The sequence below is a fragment of the uncultured Aquimarina sp. genome (assembly GCF_947500065.1).
In the GTDB taxonomy this organism is placed as follows: domain Bacteria; phylum Bacteroidota; class Bacteroidia; order Flavobacteriales; family Flavobacteriaceae; genus Aquimarina.
Genome location: NZ_CANMQT010000001.1, coordinates 502356 through 519715, shown reverse-complemented (window position 1 = coordinate 519715; position 17360 = coordinate 502356). Strand labels below are relative to the sequence as shown.

General features: G+C 31.8%; 18 protein-coding genes. 7 read left to right on the top strand and 11 right to left on the bottom strand.

What is annotated here, in order from left to right; all coding sequences use genetic code 11:
* Positions 1-36 precede the first annotated feature (36 nt).
* The 10 genes from Q0975_RS02465 to Q0975_RS02420 all read right to left on the bottom strand — a co-directional run bounded on the left by Q0975_RS02465 (position 37) and on the right by Q0975_RS02420 (position 7521).
* Complete coding sequence (locus Q0975_RS02465; RefSeq protein WP_299432571.1) at positions 37-1041, bottom strand: hypothetical protein; 1005 nt, start codon at positions 1039-1041, stop codon at positions 37-39.
* Between the two features lie 74 nt (positions 1042-1115).
* Positions 1116-1472 (bottom strand): DUF3592 domain-containing protein, encoded by a 357-nt coding sequence (locus Q0975_RS02460; RefSeq protein ID WP_299432568.1) that lies wholly within the window; start codon positions 1470-1472, stop codon positions 1116-1118.
* 180 nt (positions 1473-1652) lie between these two features.
* Positions 1653-1910: a hypothetical protein gene (locus tag Q0975_RS02455; protein ID WP_299432565.1), complete on the bottom strand. Its 258-nt coding sequence runs from the start codon at positions 1908-1910 to the stop codon at positions 1653-1655.
* 37 nt (positions 1911-1947) lie between these two features.
* Entirely contained in the window at positions 1948-2196 is a 249-nt protein-coding gene (locus Q0975_RS02450) for a hypothetical protein (RefSeq protein WP_299432562.1), read from the bottom strand.
* Between the two features lie 213 nt (positions 2197-2409).
* A complete protein-coding gene (locus tag Q0975_RS02445; protein WP_299432559.1) occupies positions 2410-4476 on the bottom strand; it encodes a flotillin family protein in 2067 nt (688 codons plus the stop codon).
* A gap of 16 nt (positions 4477-4492) precedes the next feature.
* Positions 4493-5137 (bottom strand): SPFH domain-containing protein, encoded by a 645-nt coding sequence (locus tag Q0975_RS02440; protein ID WP_299432556.1) that lies wholly within the window; start codon positions 5135-5137, stop codon positions 4493-4495.
* Positions 5138-5148: 11 nt separating this feature from the next.
* Positions 5149-5814: a hypothetical protein gene (locus tag Q0975_RS02435; RefSeq protein ID WP_299434223.1), complete on the bottom strand. Its 666-nt coding sequence runs from the start codon at positions 5812-5814 to the stop codon at positions 5149-5151.
* A 212-nt stretch (positions 5815-6026) separates the two neighbouring features.
* The gene (locus Q0975_RS02430) at positions 6027-6341 is read right to left on the bottom strand and encodes a YbjQ family protein (protein ID WP_299432553.1); all 315 of its coding nucleotides are present in this window, start codon (positions 6339-6341) and stop codon (positions 6027-6029) included.
* A 66-nt stretch (positions 6342-6407) separates the two neighbouring features.
* Positions 6408-7121: a PspA/IM30 family protein gene (locus Q0975_RS02425; RefSeq protein ID WP_299432550.1), complete on the bottom strand. Its 714-nt coding sequence runs from the start codon at positions 7119-7121 to the stop codon at positions 6408-6410.
* 4 nt (positions 7122-7125) lie between these two features.
* Positions 7126-7521: a molecular chaperone Tir gene (locus tag Q0975_RS02420; RefSeq protein WP_299432547.1), complete on the bottom strand. Its 396-nt coding sequence runs from the start codon at positions 7519-7521 to the stop codon at positions 7126-7128.
* 329 nt (positions 7522-7850) lie between these two features.
* On the opposite strand from Q0975_RS02420, the gene Q0975_RS02415 reads away from it, so the two are divergent.
* From Q0975_RS02415 to Q0975_RS02385, 7 genes are all read left to right on the top strand, one after another.
* The gene (locus tag Q0975_RS02415; RefSeq protein WP_299432544.1) at positions 7851-8609 is read left to right on the top strand and encodes a helix-turn-helix domain-containing protein; all 759 of its coding nucleotides are present in this window, start codon (positions 7851-7853) and stop codon (positions 8607-8609) included.
* A gap of 177 nt (positions 8610-8786) precedes the next feature.
* Positions 8787-11153, top strand: a complete 2367-nt coding sequence (locus Q0975_RS02410) for an outer membrane beta-barrel protein (protein ID WP_299432541.1) — start codon at positions 8787-8789, stop codon at positions 11151-11153.
* Between the two features lie 9 nt (positions 11154-11162).
* Positions 11163-12368 carry a serine hydrolase domain-containing protein gene (locus Q0975_RS02405; RefSeq protein ID WP_299432538.1) on the top strand — a complete coding sequence of 402 codons (1206 nt, stop codon included), beginning with the start codon at positions 11163-11165 and terminating at the stop codon, positions 12366-12368.
* 10 nt (positions 12369-12378) lie between these two features.
* Complete coding sequence (locus tag Q0975_RS02400) at positions 12379-13392, top strand: histidine kinase (RefSeq protein ID WP_299432535.1); 1014 nt, start codon at positions 12379-12381, stop codon at positions 13390-13392.
* Positions 13393-13396: 4 nt separating this feature from the next.
* Positions 13397-14161 (top strand): LytTR family DNA-binding domain-containing protein, encoded by a 765-nt coding sequence (locus Q0975_RS02395; protein ID WP_299432532.1) that lies wholly within the window; start codon positions 13397-13399, stop codon positions 14159-14161.
* A 119-nt stretch (positions 14162-14280) separates the two neighbouring features.
* Complete coding sequence (locus Q0975_RS02390; RefSeq protein WP_299432528.1) at positions 14281-14748, top strand: ankyrin repeat domain-containing protein; 468 nt, start codon at positions 14281-14283, stop codon at positions 14746-14748.
* 71 nt (positions 14749-14819) lie between these two features.
* Positions 14820-15326, top strand: coding sequence for a hypothetical protein (locus Q0975_RS02385; RefSeq protein ID WP_299432525.1), 507 nt, complete (start codon positions 14820-14822; stop codon positions 15324-15326).
* Positions 15327-15334: 8 nt separating this feature from the next.
* Here Q0975_RS02385 and asnS read toward each other — a convergent pair whose 3' ends face one another.
* Complete coding sequence (asnS, locus tag Q0975_RS02380) at positions 15335-16777, bottom strand: asparagine--tRNA ligase (protein ID WP_299432521.1); 1443 nt, start codon at positions 16775-16777, stop codon at positions 15335-15337.
* Between the last annotated feature and the right edge of the window lie 583 nt (positions 16778-17360).

Sequence of the window (17360 nt, the reverse complement as noted above, 5' to 3'; positions counted from 1 at the left end):
TTTTTGAGGAAATTGATAACAGGTTATAATTAGATTTTAATATTTAACCTTCTTCACTTCAAATCCACCTAGACTATTTCTAAGCATTATAGTACGCTCTCTTCTCTTTAAATAAATTAGTTCTTTGTACATTTTCGTTTCAGGATTTTGAAGTGCTTTTATTCTTTTTTTACAATAAAAATATGTTTTATTATCAGAATCATATAATTCTTTATACATGATTATTGCATTTGGTTTGTTTTTGATTATTTCATAATAATTTCCAATTAACCATTTATATTCTTTATTTATTTTGGACGCATTAGTAAGTAGCTCCAGAGCTTCCTTGTATTTCTTTTTTTTGATATAACAACCTGCAATATTAGCATCATTTCTTAGATGTCTAGGGTGATTCTTTTTTACTAAAAGAAATCGCTCTAAAGCCAAATCTATTTGATTATTGTCATAAAGAATTTCCCCTATGATAGCTTGTATGTTCGTTATTTTATTCTGTTTCGATAAGAACTCATCATTTTGGATGAGTGAATCTGCGTATTCTACAGCTTCGAAAACATTCTTGTCTGATTGCTGATAGATTTGCTTAATTTTTGAATGTAACAGTAAAGCGTTTTTATTTAAAAGATTATTTATTTTTTTTTCTTGTTGAATCTTTAAATAATTAGCGTTTGTGGGTTGTTTTTTAATCTTGAAAGGAACTGTGTTCCACAGAACATTTGTGAACAATCCTTTATATTTAATATATGTTATGGAATCACCTAATGAAGCCTGATAATACATTTCATTATCTGGAACAACTTTAACCGTTTGATTTGACTCTGCTCTTATTGAGAAAGAGAATCCTTTAGGGTCAGTTTTCTGTTCGGGTATCGGAGCAAAAGGGGTTTCTCCGGTTGAACTTCCACCAGAAAGCCCCGTATTATTAGAATATTTCTTGTCAATAATAATACCATTATGATATTCTTTTTTTGCAACAAAACCATCAATAACTAAAAAGATTATCGACGCAAAAATCAAATATATAAAAGCTTTAAATATTGACACTTGTTGAATGTTTTTTTTGGTTATATGTTGGATTTATTCTTTTTGATATTCCACCACGTTTTTTTAGGATTCTTTCATTTTTTGTTAATCTTCTCAATTTTAGAATTTGTGGGATTCTTAGCATCATATGTTATGGTAACAGAATCACCTATTTTCCCTGTTTTAACGAAATATAAATCATGTTCATGTCTTGAGATCTCTTGCGTTTTCGTATATTCTTTAGTATTGATTACATACTTGTACTTAATATGAATATTCTCCACTGTTGGAGAGAATTCATTATCAATCTTATTGGTTGAGATTTTTGCTATAACCGCAGTTGTTACCGCACCATTTTTTATTAGCGCCTCTTTTTTATAATAGGTATTAAATGCTAAAATCCCAATTGCTACTACTAATACCGCTATTAATCCTAAAATTTTTTTATTCATAATCTTTCTATTAAAATTAAAACCAAAAAAGATCCCTGGTTAACTCAGAAGTTCCTTCTCCTTGGGGAGAAGGCTAGGATGAGGGGTTTTACGAGAACACCCTCACCTTAATTCCATCGCTCCATCTCACTCATAGCAATGCTACGATGTCTCAAGGGAGAGGAAACCTTAGTTTATAATTCAAAATGTACTATACACTATCATTGCTACTATAAAACCTATCAATACTCCAAAACCAATCAATCTTCGTCTAAACAATCCTTGTCTTTGCTTTCTTAGTTTCTGCCTAATCTTAATTAGAACTTCTTCTGAAACTGGTTCCACTTTAATTCCTTTACTTTCTGTGTCAGATTCTCCTGTGATATGACTAAAAGCTTCTCTCTTAACTCTTCGATTATTATTTTTCATCGAAATGTTCATTCCTGAAATTGCACTCATACGTTTTTCAAGTTTATAATTTATATTTCGATGATTTTTAGAATAACAACCAAGCTGTTGTTATGATGCCAATTGCAATAACTGCTATAGTTTTGATAGTAGTTATTCGATTTTGTTTCTGAATCTTCTTTCTTATTTCTATTAGAATTTCTTCAGAAACAGGTTCTGTTTTTATTCCATTACTTTCTTTATCAGAACTAGTCCATCCGTCAAAAGCTTCTCGTTTATTTCTTCTACTATTATTTTTCAAGGAAGTTATCATTCCTTGAGCTCCTCCAAATCCCATATTAAACCGTATTTAAAAGTTAAACAAATCCCATCTAGTCAATCACTCGCTACCCCAAAGAGAGTTCAAGACTTTCAGGGATTGACTTTTATGGGTCTAAAAATGTTTTTATGATTGTATTCATAAAGTATTGTGGATTTCTTACCTCCTCTTTCTTCCGCTTTGCGGAATTCATTCTCCTCCTTGATAAGGAGGAGAGCTCTTTTTTGAATGTTATTTCAATTTTTTGTCAGATAATCCTAATCCTTTAGCCAGATTAAACAGGTTGCTAAACAACGTGTTTTCTTCTTCATTAGAGGATTTCTGTTTCAGATCCATCAAGATATTAGCGATCGTTAGATTTTTGATATCTTCTGAAGAGACTCCGTATTTAGTAGCAAACTCTTTTACTTTCTCTAAAAGATTTCCTTTTACATCATCACTACCTAAGATTGCATCTTTTACATCCTGAATATTATCTGAATGCTTTACGAGTCTATCAATACCTTTAGCTTTAGTAATTTGACCAACTATTTGATCAAAGAACATAGTTTCTCCACCTACAATATCAATATTAGCAGCCTTCAGTGCTTCTCCAATTACTTCAGCTTGCGCATCTGCAATTTCTTTTTGGATATTGATATGTGCTAAGTCTACTTGTAATTCTTTATCTAATCGTAGTTTAAACTCTTCATGTTCTTTACCAACACCATCAAGTTTCTTCATTGCTTCAGCTTTCTCTTCGATTCCAACTGCATCAGCTAATGCTTTTTCTTTGATCACTTCAGCCTCAGCTAATCCTTCTTCTTTTAAGGCTTCGGCTTTAGCAGAAATACCAGCGGCTTCCGCTTTCGCTTTTTTCTCAATAATCGATGCTTCTACAATTCCTTGACGCTCGTGTGCCTCTGCTTTTGCATGCATTACTTGAGCCTCAGACATACCAATGGTAGCTTCTTCTTTTGCTTGTGCTTCTGCCAGTGTTTTTCTTGCAGCCGCTTCTTTTTCGCTAGCTTCTTTATGCGCTAATGCTTCGATATTAATTTCTTCTGCTTTTTGCTTAGCTGCTTCTTTTTGAGCTTCAGCAGCTTTTATGGTAGCTATTAATGCCTCTTCTGCATTTCCTTCGGCAATTGTAATTTTTACTTGTTTCTCACGATCCGCAGTTTTAAAAGCTTCAATGTCTTTCATGTTTTCTTGCTCTTCTACCACACCTTTTTCTAAAGTAACACGATCACGAATTACATCTTGGATGTTTTTCTTCTCAACTTCTACTACTTTCTCCTTTTCTATCTGAGCTAGTGTAACGATACGTTCACGTTCTGTAGCTTCTAACATTCTGTCTTTTTCTACTCTTTCTGTTTCTACAGCATCGGTACGTTGCTTATTTTTTTCTGCAACAATGATCTGGCGTTGCATATTTTCTTCAGCAACCTTTACTTTTTCTTCCGTAGAGATACGAGCTGTTTCAGATTTTAATCTTTCTTCTTCAGATACTTTTAGTATTTCCGCTTCTTCACGGGCTTTGATATTCGAAATCTCACGTCTTTGTTGCTCTTCTTTTTCTGCTAATTGCTTATCTAATTCTAAAATGGCTTCACGTGCTTCTACATCCTGCTTACGGATTACTTTTTCCTCATCACGCTTAATAAGGTTAGCTTTCATATTTTGAGCAGCGGTTAATTCAGTGATCTTTTTGATACCTTCTGCATCTAATATATTGTCCATTTTCAAAAACGAAACTGGTGTTTGTTCTAAGTAGTCAATAGCACAATCTTCTAAGGTGTATCCATTAAGATCTGTACCTATAATATTTACGATTTCATCTCTGAATTCACGTCTTGCCTCATATAATTCGGTAAATTGAAATTTCTTTCCAACAGTTTTTAAAGCTTCCGAAAATTTAGCTTCAAATAATTCCTCTAGTGTTGATACTTCTGAAGCTCTTTCACAACCAATAGTCTGTGCTACTTTTTTAATAGAATCTATATCACTATTTACTCTAACGAAAAAGGCCACCTTAATGTCAGCTCTCATATTGTCTTTACAGACTAATCCATCACCTCCTAAACGTTCGATTTGAATTTTCTTAACAGAGATGTCCATGATTTCTACTCTGTGAAATACAGGAACAACATATAATCCTTTATCTGTTGCTACTTGTGTGCCTTTAAATCCAGTTCTTACAAGTGCTTGTCCTTGAGGTATTTTTTTGTAGAACATTGCGATGATCGCAAAGTATACAATGATTAGGAATAGAATCAAGCCTATCCCGATGCCAATAAATGGTAAAATGCCTGTCATAATAGTTTAGTGTTTATTAGTTTCTAATTTCTGTTAATTCTTTTATTTTTTTAATTCCTTTTGCATCTAATGTGTTATTAGGGTTTAGAAATGCGATCGGTGTTTGTTTTATATATTCAATAACACAATCATCAATTATATATCCATTAAGATCTGTTCCTATTAGAAGTAAAATTTCATTTCTAAATCCTGTTTTTTTATGATGTAACTCTTCATATTCATATGTAAAAGCGATGGTTTTTAGAGCTTCTGAGAATTTTGTCTGGAATATGTCCTTTATTTTGATTTTATCAAAAGTTGTTTTACACCCAAAAACATTCGAGACTTGTAAAATATCATTTGGGATATTCGATACTCTCATATAAAAATTGATTTTTATATCGGCCCTTATAAAGTCTTTGCAAATAATTCCCTCATTTTCTTTGTGTTCAATATCCAATTGCTTAATAGTAAGATCCACATATTCTAATGTGTGAAAAACAGGTATTGCATATACTCCTTTATGTATTCCAATTTGCACACCTTTAAGTCCTGATCTAACTATTGCCTGTCCTTGTTTTGGTTTTTTATAAGATTTTAAAAAAATCACAAAATAAAATGTAATGAGTATTATTATAAAACCAATAGCAATACCCATAAATGAAATCAAGTTTTCCGGCATACTAGTTTGTTTTAATCGTTATAAGATTGCACATAATAGAAGTTTTTGTCTTCGGATTGTTTAATGATCAAAATCTCCTGATGATAATCTATTTGTTCACCATTCAATGATTTTACATAGATCGACATTGGGTTTCCGTCTGCTACTACTTCTGCAGAACCCATTTTATCTTTAGAAACAGTTGATTGTATGATTCCTTTTCTGCCAAGTAAATCAGTTGGTGCATCCCCATCTTTATTTAAATTCTTAAAAAAACTTTTAAATGGAGTAGTGAAAATTTTAGTTATTAATAGAGATGGAATAATTCCTCCAAGGAAAAAAATGAATCCAATGTCACTGTCATAGCTATTGGTCAAGCTGGTTGTTATTGTAGTGCATATCCACCAGATAAATATCCAACAAGTGAATGTGAACATAAATGGCAACCCAACAAAATTGAAATAAATCAAAAGAGTTTGCCACCATTTTAGTGGTTTTCTTCTTTTTCCAATGATATCTTCCTTATTTACTTCGGTATTTGCAATATCTTCAAAATCCAGATTTCCTCCTTCAATATTACTATCAGCATCCATGTCTAGATCTAAATCGGTGTCAACATCGATATCTACATCAACATCTAGATCAAAATCAATCCCCGAAATCATGGTAAATAACCAATACAAGATTAATAAAATCATAAGTATTGTTAATACTATGTTTACTTGCGAAAAGGCTATGTCCAATAATTCTTTCAATGTCTTAGTTGTTTAGTTAGTTACTAGTTATTCAGTTGTCCCTTTTTTCAAAATCCTCTGTTTTGTAAATGATAATTCTTCTAATTGCAAGACCAACAAGGGTTATTATGATGGCTGCCCAAAATAGTATTACGAATAGTTCTTCCATAACTCTATTATTTAAGTTTTACAGCGGTCCCATATGCCAAAATTTCTGATGCTCCTTGCATTACCATAGATGTAGTAAGTCTAACATTAACAACTGCATCAGCTCCTAATCGTTGCGCATCCTGATTCATTCGCTGTAAAGCTTGTTCTCTGGATTGTGCCTGGAGCTTCGTATATTCTTCTATTTCTCCACCAACAATATTTTTTAGTCCTGCAAAAATATCTCTACCAATATTTCTAGCTCTCACGGTACTTCCTCTTGCTATGCCTAAAATTTGAATTACTTCTTTATTAGGTATCGTTTCTGTCGTAGATGTTACCATGATTTCTTGTTTTTTTTTGTTAATAATTTGCTGAGAAGACTAAAAACATCTGATTATCAGTTGTTTCTATTTCTTTTTGTCATTTAGTCCTAATTGCTCTTTTAGTTTTGCTAAATCATCTTCTGCATTCGTTTCTGTAGTATTTGCGGCTTTATCAAGTTCATCATCAATAGACTTAGATGCATTCGCGATATCCCCATACGCTTCTGCTAATGCTTCTTCCTGATTTACTTTGTCTTTCATACGCTCTAACATAGAAACTGTGCTAGAACTATCTATTTCTGCCATTTGCTTGTTTACGTTTTTAGTTGCAGCAGAAACTTTTACTCTTGCTTTCAGAGTCTTTAGTTCGTTTTCCCACTTGCTGATATTTTGTTTGATCTCATCTACATTTTTTTCTAACTGAGATACAGAACCATCAAATTTTTCTGTTTCCCCTTTCCCACGAGTTACTTGTTGTAGTGATTCTTCTTTTTTGATCAGCGCTTCTTTTGCTAATCTATCTGCTTCAGTAGCATCAAGATCACCACTTTGCGCTTTTTTAAGGATTAGCATTGCTTTTTGTTGATAATCTTCTGCTTTTGCAGCAAATTCTTCTGTATCATTTTTGGATCTTATTGCTAGTGCTTTAACTTGTGCTAATGCCTCTAGGCTTTTTTCAAGATCAACTTTCATATCTCGAATCCCTTGTTCTGTCATTTTTATGGGATCCTCCATTTTATCGATGGCAGAATTTGCCTCAGCTTCACCTATTTTAAATAGTCTTTTGAAAAAGTTCATAGTATTAATATTTTGAAAAATTTATAATTTGTTGCGAGTATTCACTCAATAATAGGCCTAAAGAATTTAGAGTTCCTTCTAGTTCATTCAGGTCCAAGTTTTCTAATTGTAGCGTATCTCTGAAGATTACTTTTTCTCCAGTTTCATCCAGAACAAACGCTCCGTGAACGATATCTCTGTTTTTCTGAAGTAAACTTCGATATACTATTTCATTTTTGTTTTTGATATTGAAAATATGTTGTTCTATAATTAAAATTGGTAATGCTACACCAAGAATGAGATTCTTAATCCCTTCGTTTTCTTTACTGATCATAATAATTCCATCTCCTTTATTTTCATGAATGATATTAAAATTGAGTTTCAGTAAATATTCTTTCACCTGTTGGAAGTGATCTTGCATGTGATGGCTGTTTTTTGATTGATAATTAGTAATTTATTTTTATTGTCTGACCCTGTATCAATATTACAAAAAGTAAGATAATTTTTCTACTATATCTACAGCTAAATTGACAATATATTGCGCGACTGCTATCATGGGTATGTTGTTGTTTTTAAAGTTAATGAATTAGTTGTTTGCTAAGATTTTTAGTAATTCTGATGATTTTGCCCAAAACCAGTGTACTTTGAAAAAGTAATTCTACTAAAATTAGCATTTATTAAATATATTAGCTAATATTGTTAGTGTAAATGTACAACAATTTTTTATAATTGCAAATAAAATTAGCAAAAATGTCTTTTTTTGGAAAAAATATTAAAAAAATTAGAAGTGTTAAAAGTTTAAGTCAGCAAGCATTTGCTGAGCTTTTCGACCTGAAACGCGGTACTTTAGGGGCTTATGAAGAGGGTAGAAGCGAACCTAAGATAGATACTATTATTAAAATAGCTAATTATTTTAGCATACAAATAGATAAGTTGCTAACCAGTGAGCTAACCGTAAATGAGCTTTTGAAGTTTAAGGGAGATCTTACTACTTATGCACAAGATTTAAAACGTGAGCAGTTTGCATTAATTCCTTGTATTACAGAAAGTACATCAGGAGAATATGTATCCTTATATACTAAGGAGAATTTTATAAAAGAACTTCCTACGATTCAATTACCGGTAAATCCGGCTAAAGAGTTTAGAGCATATACCGTTCTGAATTTAGAAATGACCAATCACGATCATGGGTTTTATCCTAAAGATATTGTTGTTGGCGAGAAAGTCCCTTTAGACGTTATTAAAAAATTAAACAACGGGACTTTGGTAGTGGCATTAACTAATACAAAGTTAATTTTTAGAAGGTTATATATTACTAAGAATAATGTTGTGTTGAGGGCAGATCATAAAAATATTGAGGATGATGAGTATCCGATTTCTGAAATTAAAGAAATGTGGCGAGTGCGTTATGTGTTTTGTAAACGTATCCCGGAATTTGCAGATGGTATGGAAGGCAAATTACAAATGATCGAACAAGAATTACTTCGAATGAAGGAAAAACTAGGGTAATTTATATACTGAATTCATAAAAAAAAAGGAGCTATATGCTCCTTTTTTTTGTTTTTCACCTTGAAGGTTAATATAGACACACTCGACTGTTTTTTGACCCGATTGGGCAGAATCTACTTTATAATAGGGTAGTGTAAATCGATATTTGTTCCATCATCAATCAAGAAACGAAAAGTTATGGAATTCAAAAAAATACTAATATTCATTTTTCTCTTTATAGTAAAAACAATAAGTGCACAGAACGCAATTACAGGAAATGTCACCGATCAGAACCAAGAACCTTTAGTTTTTGCTAATGTTATTCTTTATGAGGATGAAACAGATACAGCAATTACAGCAATGGCTACAGGCGAAAAGGGGGAATACTTCTTTGAAAATATTAAAACAGGAACATATCGAATAGAAGTTTCTATGCTTGGTTTTGAATCTAAAAAGTCAGAAGTATTTAGTTTTAGTAATGAAGCAAAAGAACTAAAAATGGATTTCAAGCTAAAATCTGAGCAATTAGATGAGGTGTTAATTACCTATAAGAAACCAATAATAAGACAGACCGCGGAAAAACTAATTGTGGATATCGAAAAATCTGAAATGATTAATACGAATCTACAGGACGTAATGAAAAAGGTTCCCGGAGTGATTGTTACCAACGGAAATTTAAATTATGGAGGACAAGGAAATATACGAATACTGATCAATGGTAAAACAACTGATTATATGGATGTTTCGTCTCTATTGAGAGAAATGCCAGCAGACAATATAGCTAGAGTGGAACTTATACAACAACCAGGAGCTGAATATGATGCTGAAGGTTCAGGTCCTATAATTAATATTATTTTGAAGAAGAATGTAAAATTAGGAACACATGGAAGTATAAAAAGCACAATTGGGTATGTAGATGACTTTACATACGGAACTAGTGCATCTGTTGCTAGTTATAAAAACAAACTCAATTGGCAAGCTAGTGCTGGCTATAATAAATCTTCTTGGCGAGAAGATTTAATAATTTCCAGAGAAGTATTGGATGAGACTTATAATCAAACTTCAATATCTCCATACGATCCAGAGACTTTTAGAATAAGTGGTGGGTTTGATTATTATATAAATGATAAAAATACTGTTGGTGCTAATGCAAATAGAATTCAGTCGCTATCAGATCGAGTCACAAAAAACAATACTACGATTATCGATGATGTGTCATCTACAGCATTGCTAACAGATAATAGTTATGATCGAGATAGAATTACATACACATTAAATCCATATTACGAATATGATGATCAAAAGAACAAAGTAACACTAGACTTTAATTATATTGATTATACGTTTGAAAATGAGAATAATCTATTTAAAGTTGAAGAAAGCCCTGTAGCTTATGATAACCAAAGATATTTTCAGGATGCTGATTATGAAATTCTCACTTATAAAGGAGATTATAAACGCACACAGAATGATAATTTTAGTTGGAGTGCAGGAGCAAAATACTCACAGGTAAATTCTGATAGTGATTTACAAGCTTTAACGGAGAATGATCAGGGTGAATTCATCAATAATACAAATCAAAGTAATCGATTTTTAATAGATGAAAGTATTTTAGCAATCTATTCAAAGTTTAATGCCAAGTATGATAAATGGTCGTTTTCAGGAGGATTACGTTGGGAGGAGAGTGATACTGAGGGTACTTCAGTTACACAGAATGAAACAAGATCAAGAAAGATTTCCAAATTATTCCCTAGTTTAAGTTTAGGGAGAGGGATAACAGAGGAAATAGGTGTAAATGTAGCTTATAGTTATCGTATACAAAGACCGTCTTATAGTTCCTTAAATTCGTTCGTATATTATTACGATCCATTTACTTTTGAAGAAGGAAACCCAAACCTAAAACCAGCTTTTACTAATAGCTATCGTTTTAATCTTACTTATGACGATCAACCGTTTTTTAGTGTTAGTTATAGGCAAACTAAAGATGCTTTATTCGAAATTATTACTCAAAATGATGCTTCTGCAGAAACTTCTCGTTCTGTAATCAATCTTGCAGAAAACAATAATTTTAATGCTAGTTTATTCGGACCATTAGATTTTATAAAAGGGTTAGATGGGTACACAGGAATAATTGTGAATTATAATGAATACAAATCAGAGAGGTTAACACCAGAATTAGATTTATCAAAATGGAGTTTAACTTGGTATACCAGTGCCGAATATAAATTACCTTGGGGAATAAATTCTGAAATTTCGGGATATTATTCAACAGGTGGATTAGAAGGACAAATAGAATATAAATGGATAGCTGGGATAGATGTTGCAGTCAGTAAGAAGTTTATGAACGATCGTTTAAAGGTTAGTCTAGAATATGAGGAAGTGCTGAATAGAAAATTCTTTGGAAGTATCAATTATGATAATGTGAATGCAACGATTGTTAATGATTGGGCAAGACATAATGTATTTCTTCAGCTGAATTATAATTTCGGATCTAAGTTTAGTAAAAATAAAAAGAGAAGTAATGCTTCTGAAGAGGAACAAGATAGAATTGACAATAAAAACTAAAATAATATTATGACAAAGTTTGTGAAACAGTTTAGCATTATTGTACTAATTAGTTTTTTAATTACCAGTTGTGCGTCTAAAAACAATGATTCGATAGATAGTTATTTAGGCTTTGATATTCCGAAGGATTCTTTAGATGCTTTTATTGAATCTAAAATGAATGAATATAAGATTAATGGGATTTCTATTGCGGTAATTAATGATGGAAAAGTAGTATATCGTAAAACAGATGGATATGCTAATGTTGAAAAAGAATTGCCTGTTACGGAACAAACAATTTTTGAAGGAGCTTCTATATCAAAACCAGTGTTTGGCTTTTTCGTAATGACATTTGTAGAGGAAGGAATTCTTGACCTTGATAAACCGCTATATGAATATATGGAGTTCCCGGATATTGCAGATGATGAGCGTTATAAAAAAATTACAGCGAGAATGGCGTTAAGCCATCAAACGGGTTTTCAAAATTGGCGAGAAGATGATAAGGATAATAAACTGAAAATTCAATTCGAACCTGGTACTGATTATTTCTATTCCGGAGAAGGCTACCAGTACTTAACTCAAGTGTTGAAACATATTTTGAACACAGATGATGATGGGTTGGAGGCAGAGTTTCAGAAGAGAATAGGGAAACAAATAGGTTTAGAACACACAGTTTACATTCAGAATGATTATACAAGAAAACACAAAGCGGAGCCTTATGATGAAAAAAACAACAGGGTTGATTGGGAAAACAACTATTGGGTTAAGAAAGAAGATGGTATATTTTCTGCGCCTGCTTCCATCCACTCTGAATCTATGGATTTTTCTAAATGGATGATTGCCGTTATGAATGAGGAAGTGTTATCGGAAAAAAGCTATGAAGAATTATTGAAACCTCATTCTAAAGTTCCATACGATGATTTTGATGTACGGTATACGTTGGGTTTTGCGAATTTAAGAGTGCCATTTACCAATATATATAGTCATGGAGGAAATAACATTGGGTTTACTAGTTGGTTTCTTTTAGATACAGAAAAGGATTGGGGATACGTATTATTCACTAATTCTGAGTATGGAGAGCAATTAGGGCAAGAGGTGTTTTTTTATATGGTGGCTGACCCAGGTTATACAAAATTGTATATCACAATAGGGATGTTTTCGATTTTTCTTATTCTTTTTATAGTGTTTTTAGTAAAAAGGATTATCCGACGCATAAGAAATCGGAAAAAATCATAATATTTAAGGTATGAACACTAAACTAAATAAGTCAGATTATGTTGTAATAGTTATTGTATATGCAGTCACGATTATCTTTAATTGCTTTGATTATTATAAAGAGAACAACGACCTTATTGAATATCTTGTGGATCTTCCGTTAGCTGCGATACTTTCTTTTCTTATGATTTTAATTTTTATGTATTGGCTTATTCCGAGCTATATAGCAAAAGAAAAAAAGTATGTTCAGTTTGTGTTTTACGGCCTTATCGTAATGTGTTTTTTTGGAGCGATAGATTATTTAGTTGGATATTGGACAGGTAATGGTGATTGGAGTAAATTTCCAAAATGGTATGATTTCATGCTCAAAAGTTTTTTTAGGTTATCTGATGATGCTGGTTTTGTATTTGGTATTTTACTTGCTAAAAAGTTCTATGAAGGACAGGCTCAGTTTTTTAATGTACAAAAACAGCAAAAGGAGAATGAGTTGAAATTATTACGGTCTCAGATAGATCCTCACTTTTTATTTAATAACCTAAATACATTGGATGCCTTGATTGATACTGATGCTATCAAAGCAAAAGAGTATATCAATCGCTTATCACTTATTTACCGTTATTTGATAAGAACTAAGGATGCTGAGGTAATGGAACTTTCTGAAGAAGTTGCTTTTGCTGAGAACTATATTTTTTTAATAGAAACCAGATTTGGTAACGATTACGATTTCCGGGTTAAAAGAGATATATCACTTACAAATAAGTTCATTCCTACCGGATCAATACAAACATTACTCGAAAATGTTGTTAAACATAATAAAGCAGATCAAACGAATAGTATTAGGGTAGTAGTTAGTATAGAAGAGAATTGGCTAACGGTAATAAATACTAAAACTAAAATTCAATCCAGAGAAGAATCGTTTGGTACTGGATTAAGGAATTTAAAGGCACGATATAGATTATTATCCGATCAAGAGGTGCAGACTATTAATACAGAATCAAAATTTAAAGTTTCCATTCCTATTGTTAAATTAAGTAACGAATCTTAAGGCTATGAATATTCTAATTCTAGAAGACGAAATTCCTGCATACCAAAAATTGACATCCAGTTTGAATGCTTTTTTTGATGAACAAATCACTCATGATTGGTCTCGTACAGTTTCTGAAGGAGAGATATTTCTTAAAAACAACAGATATGATTTTATATTATCAGATATTCAGTTGTTAGATGGCGTATCATTTGATTTATTTAATAATGTAAAAGTATCATGTCCTATAATTTTTTGTTCTGCGCACGATGAATATTTATTTCAGGCTTTTAATACTAATGGAATAGCGTATATTTTAAAACCTTATTCACAAGATGACTTTATAAAAGCTTTAGAAAAGTACCAATCCTTGTTTAAGAAAGGTTCTTATAATTCATTAGATCATTCGACAATCAATGTATTAAAATCCGCAATACAAGAAGGACAGGATACTTACAAAAAACGATTTGTAATAAAAAGAAGTAAGGGGATTCAGTTGTTAAATGTTATTGACATTAGTTTGATTGCAGCATCTGGCGATTTTTGTATGGCTACTGATGCATATGGAAAATCACATCCTATTATGGAGAAAATAGGTGTTTTAGTGGATGAGCTAAATCCAAAAAAGTTTTTCAGAATCAATAGAAGTGAGATCATACATATTGAGTATATAGAGACCATTGAGAGTCATTTTAAAAATAGATTACTCATAAAGTTGAAGGGTGTAATGGAAAAAGTAATGACAAGTTCCTCTAATACTTCGGATTTTAGAAAATGGATAGAACAGTAATTTTTTTGTAAAATTATAAATTTCTGCTAATTAAAAGGTTGCTGGGTTTTTTTTTGATATCTTCAAAAAGAATAATAAGCGTATGGCTTATGAGTTATAAATAGTGCAACTTTACTTCAATGGATACAATTTTTGATGCAATTAGATCTGAAAATTTAGAAGCTGTCCGAAGCTTTCTTAATAAAGATAAAGGGTTGGTAAATACAAAGGATCAAAGAGGTTCTACACCGCTTTTGCTTTCTACATATTATGGGTTTTTAGAGATCACCAAACTTATTCTTAGTTATGGCCCAAATATTAATGAACAAGATGCTTCTGGAAATACGGCATTAATGGGTGTTTGCTTTAAAGGACATTATGAGATAGCAGAGTTACTGATCTCTGTTAATGCTGATGTAAATATTAAAAGTTATAATGATGCCACTGCGCTAATTTTTGCCGCTACTTTTGGTCAGAAAGAAATCTTAAAATTATTGATAAAAAATGGTGCTGATATCACAGCACAAGATAATAAAGGTTTGACTGCAGAAATGCACGCGGAAAATCAAGGGATTAATTTTTCTGAATTATTGAATATTACTGAGTGAGTATTAATGATATTATAGAGGATATAAAATCTGTGAATATACGTTCTACGGATATAAAAAGGCGTTTATTAATGTCTTCATCAACAGCAGATACTTTTCAATCTTTTCTTAAAGACAGCATAGGAGATGAAGTGCTAATAATAAATACCAATGTTGGTATGGAGATCTATTATTACTCAAGCAATAATTATAGTAATTTTATAAAGGAAAGCGCTCTTTTGTATACATTAAAGCATATTGATACAACAAAACTGAAGTTTAGAAATTCTTTAAATTCAGAAGATGTGAAGAAAAACTTTACTGAAGCGATAATTACTTTTGCACAGTATCCACAATTATTTCTAGCGTATGCCAAGAAGTTTATTCATCTTAGAAATAATAATCTTAGAAGTAGATATGTAATGCCAACATTGAATACTTTCTTTGAGGATACGATAAGGTTATTGTCTGAGAACGGAAAGGTTCCACATTTCGAAAAACTTAAGAAAGCAAAAAATGAACCTCAGAAATCAAAACATAATCAAAGTGCGATTGATGACCTAATTTCTGAGATTTTATTAAAGAAACATAGAAATTAAACTATGCTTTAAAATTCCGCATTTAGTGGAGTCCTTGGATAAGGAATTACATCACGGATATTCCCCATTCCTGTAACGAATAATACTAATCTTTCGAAACCTAATCCGAAACCACTATGTTTACATGTTCCGAAACGACGTGTATCAAGATACCACCATAATTCTTCTTCTGGGATATTTAAAGCGGCCATTTTTTCTTTAAGAACATCAAGTCGCTCTTCACGTTGAGAACCTCCGACAATCTCTCCAATACCAGGAAAAAGAATGTCCATTGCTCTTACAGTCTTCCCATCTTCGTTTAATCGCATATAAAAAGACTTGATATCCGCTGGATAGTCAAACAATATTACCGGACATTTAAAATGTTTTTCAACTAAAAAGCGTTCATGTTCACTTTGTAAATCTGCACCCCATTCATTAATCGGAAATTTAAATTTCTTTTTCTTATTAGGTTTAGAATTTTTCAGAATTTCAATAGCTTCAGTATAGCTAACTCGCTTAAAGTTGTTCTCTAAAACAAATTTTAACTTATCTCTAAGTAGCATTTCGGCTCTTTCTGCTTGAGGCTTTTGTTTGTCTTCCTCAGCTAATCTTTTTTCTAAAAACTCAAGATCATCCTGACAATTATCTAGAACAAACTGGATCACATACTTTATAAAATCTTCAGCAAGATCCATATTACCATCCAAGTCACAAAAAGCAACTTCTGGTTCTACCATCCAGAATTCAGCAAGGTGCCGAGAAGTGTTCGAGTTTTCTGCTCTAAATGTTGGCCCAAAAGTATATACTTGACCTAATCCCATTGCATAGGTTTCTGCTTCTAATTGACCAGAAACAGTTAGGTTAGTTTCTCCGCCAAAGAAATCTTGTTTATAATCTACTTCGCCATTTTCATCTTTTGGGATATTGTTCAGATCTAGATTTGTTACTTTAAAAGCTTCGCCAGCTCCTTCAGCATCACTTTTGGTAATTACCGGAGTATGTACATAGTAAAAATCATTTTTTTGGAAATATTCATGTATAGCAAACGATAATTTTGATCGCATACGCATAATAGCTCCAAATGTATTGGTACGAACTCTTAAGTGAGCCTGTTCTCTTAGTTTTTCTAAACTATGTCTTTTAGGAGACAAAATTGTTAGTCTCAGTTCTTCCGGATCAACTTCTCCTTCTATTTCAATACTAGAAACTTTTATTTCTACGCGCTGACCTTTACCTTCACTTTCTGCAAGTGTACCTATAACAGAAAGAGCTGCACCAATATTTATTTTGTCAATAATATTAGCATCCACGGTGTTGTCTTCAATCACACATTGAATGTTATTAATCGTTGATCCATCATTTAACGCTATGAAGCGATCGTTACGGAAAGAACGAACCCATCCTTTTACTGTGACAGGCTGCAATAGTTTGTCACTCTTTAGTACGTCTATTACTTTGGTATGTTTCATCAATTTTATTTTATTTGTTTTACATCGGTCTGATGGAGTAAGCAATCTGTATTATTTCGTCTTACAATGTAATTACTAATTTTAATTTAATCCGTTTATTAGGTAACTACCTAAAGTTGAATTTTTTCCTTGATAGAGGATATAAAATTTCGAAGTAGCAAAGATAATTTTTTAATCGAATTGATGCATAAGGTTACTCTTCAAAAAAGTGAATTCTAGTAATAAATATTTTAGTTTCGTTTTGATTAATAAAAACAGGTGCATTTTAAAAGAATTAAAAAATCTGACGGTTTTTTCTGGAGGCATTCGATGTGAAAACCATAAAAAAGTGCTTTTTCGGGGAAAAAACAACTTTTTTGAAAGGTTTTTTCTTATGGATGTGTAAAAATTCCTACTAATTTTAGTTCTCCAACTATCTGTTTATTAGCTATTTGTTGTTTTTTATTGCGTTTTTATACTACAAAATAAATGTTAAAAGTATATTTATTTTATCGAAAGGGGGAAATCCCCCCCTTAAAGGTGTTTTAAAATACAAAAAGGCAGTGTATATTGCATATGCAATTATGACGATTGTGTTTACGTT

Bases quoted from the DNA above. Each gene is read 5' to 3' on its own strand.
- Q0975_RS02460 (WP_299432568.1), bottom strand. From the start codon at position 1,472: ATGAATAAAAAAATTTTAGGATTAATAGCGGTATTAGTAGTAGCAATT.
- Q0975_RS02455 (WP_299432565.1), bottom strand. From the start codon at position 1,910: ATGAGTGCAATTTCAGGAATGAACATTTCGATGAAAAATAATAATCGA.
- Q0975_RS02450 (WP_299432562.1), bottom strand. From the start codon at position 2,196: ATGGGATTTGGAGGAGCTCAAGGAATGATAACTTCCTTGAAAAATAAT.
- Q0975_RS02445 (WP_299432559.1), bottom strand. From the start codon at position 4,476: ATGACAGGCATTTTACCATTTATTGGCATCGGGATAGGCTTGATTCTA.
- Q0975_RS02440 (WP_299432556.1), bottom strand. From the start codon at position 5,137: ATGCCGGAAAACTTGATTTCATTTATGGGTATTGCTATTGGTTTTATA.
- Q0975_RS02435 (WP_299434223.1), bottom strand. From the start codon at position 5,814: ATGATTTTATTAATCTTGTATTGGTTATTTACCATGATTTCGGGGATT.
- Q0975_RS02430 (WP_299432553.1), bottom strand. From the start codon at position 6,341: ATGGTAACATCTACGACAGAAACGATACCTAATAAAGAAGTAATTCAA.
- Q0975_RS02425 (WP_299432550.1), bottom strand. From the start codon at position 7,121: ATGAACTTTTTCAAAAGACTATTTAAAATAGGTGAAGCTGAGGCAAAT.
- Q0975_RS02420 (WP_299432547.1), bottom strand. From the start codon at position 7,521: ATGCAAGATCACTTCCAACAGGTGAAAGAATATTTACTGAAACTCAAT.
- Q0975_RS02415 (WP_299432544.1), top strand. From the start codon at position 7,851: ATGTCTTTTTTTGGAAAAAATATTAAAAAAATTAGAAGTGTTAAAAGT.
- Q0975_RS02410 (WP_299432541.1), top strand. From the start codon at position 8,787: ATGGAATTCAAAAAAATACTAATATTCATTTTTCTCTTTATAGTAAAA.
- Q0975_RS02405 (WP_299432538.1), top strand. From the start codon at position 11,163: ATGACAAAGTTTGTGAAACAGTTTAGCATTATTGTACTAATTAGTTTT.
- Q0975_RS02400 (WP_299432535.1), top strand. From the start codon at position 12,379: ATGAACACTAAACTAAATAAGTCAGATTATGTTGTAATAGTTATTGTA.
- Q0975_RS02395 (WP_299432532.1), top strand. From the start codon at position 13,397: ATGAATATTCTAATTCTAGAAGACGAAATTCCTGCATACCAAAAATTG.
- Q0975_RS02390 (WP_299432528.1), top strand. From the start codon at position 14,281: ATGGATACAATTTTTGATGCAATTAGATCTGAAAATTTAGAAGCTGTC.
- Q0975_RS02385 (WP_299432525.1), top strand. From the start codon at position 14,820: ATGTCTTCATCAACAGCAGATACTTTTCAATCTTTTCTTAAAGACAGC.
- asnS (WP_299432521.1), bottom strand. From the start codon at position 16,777: ATGAAACATACCAAAGTAATAGACGTACTAAAGAGTGACAAACTATTG.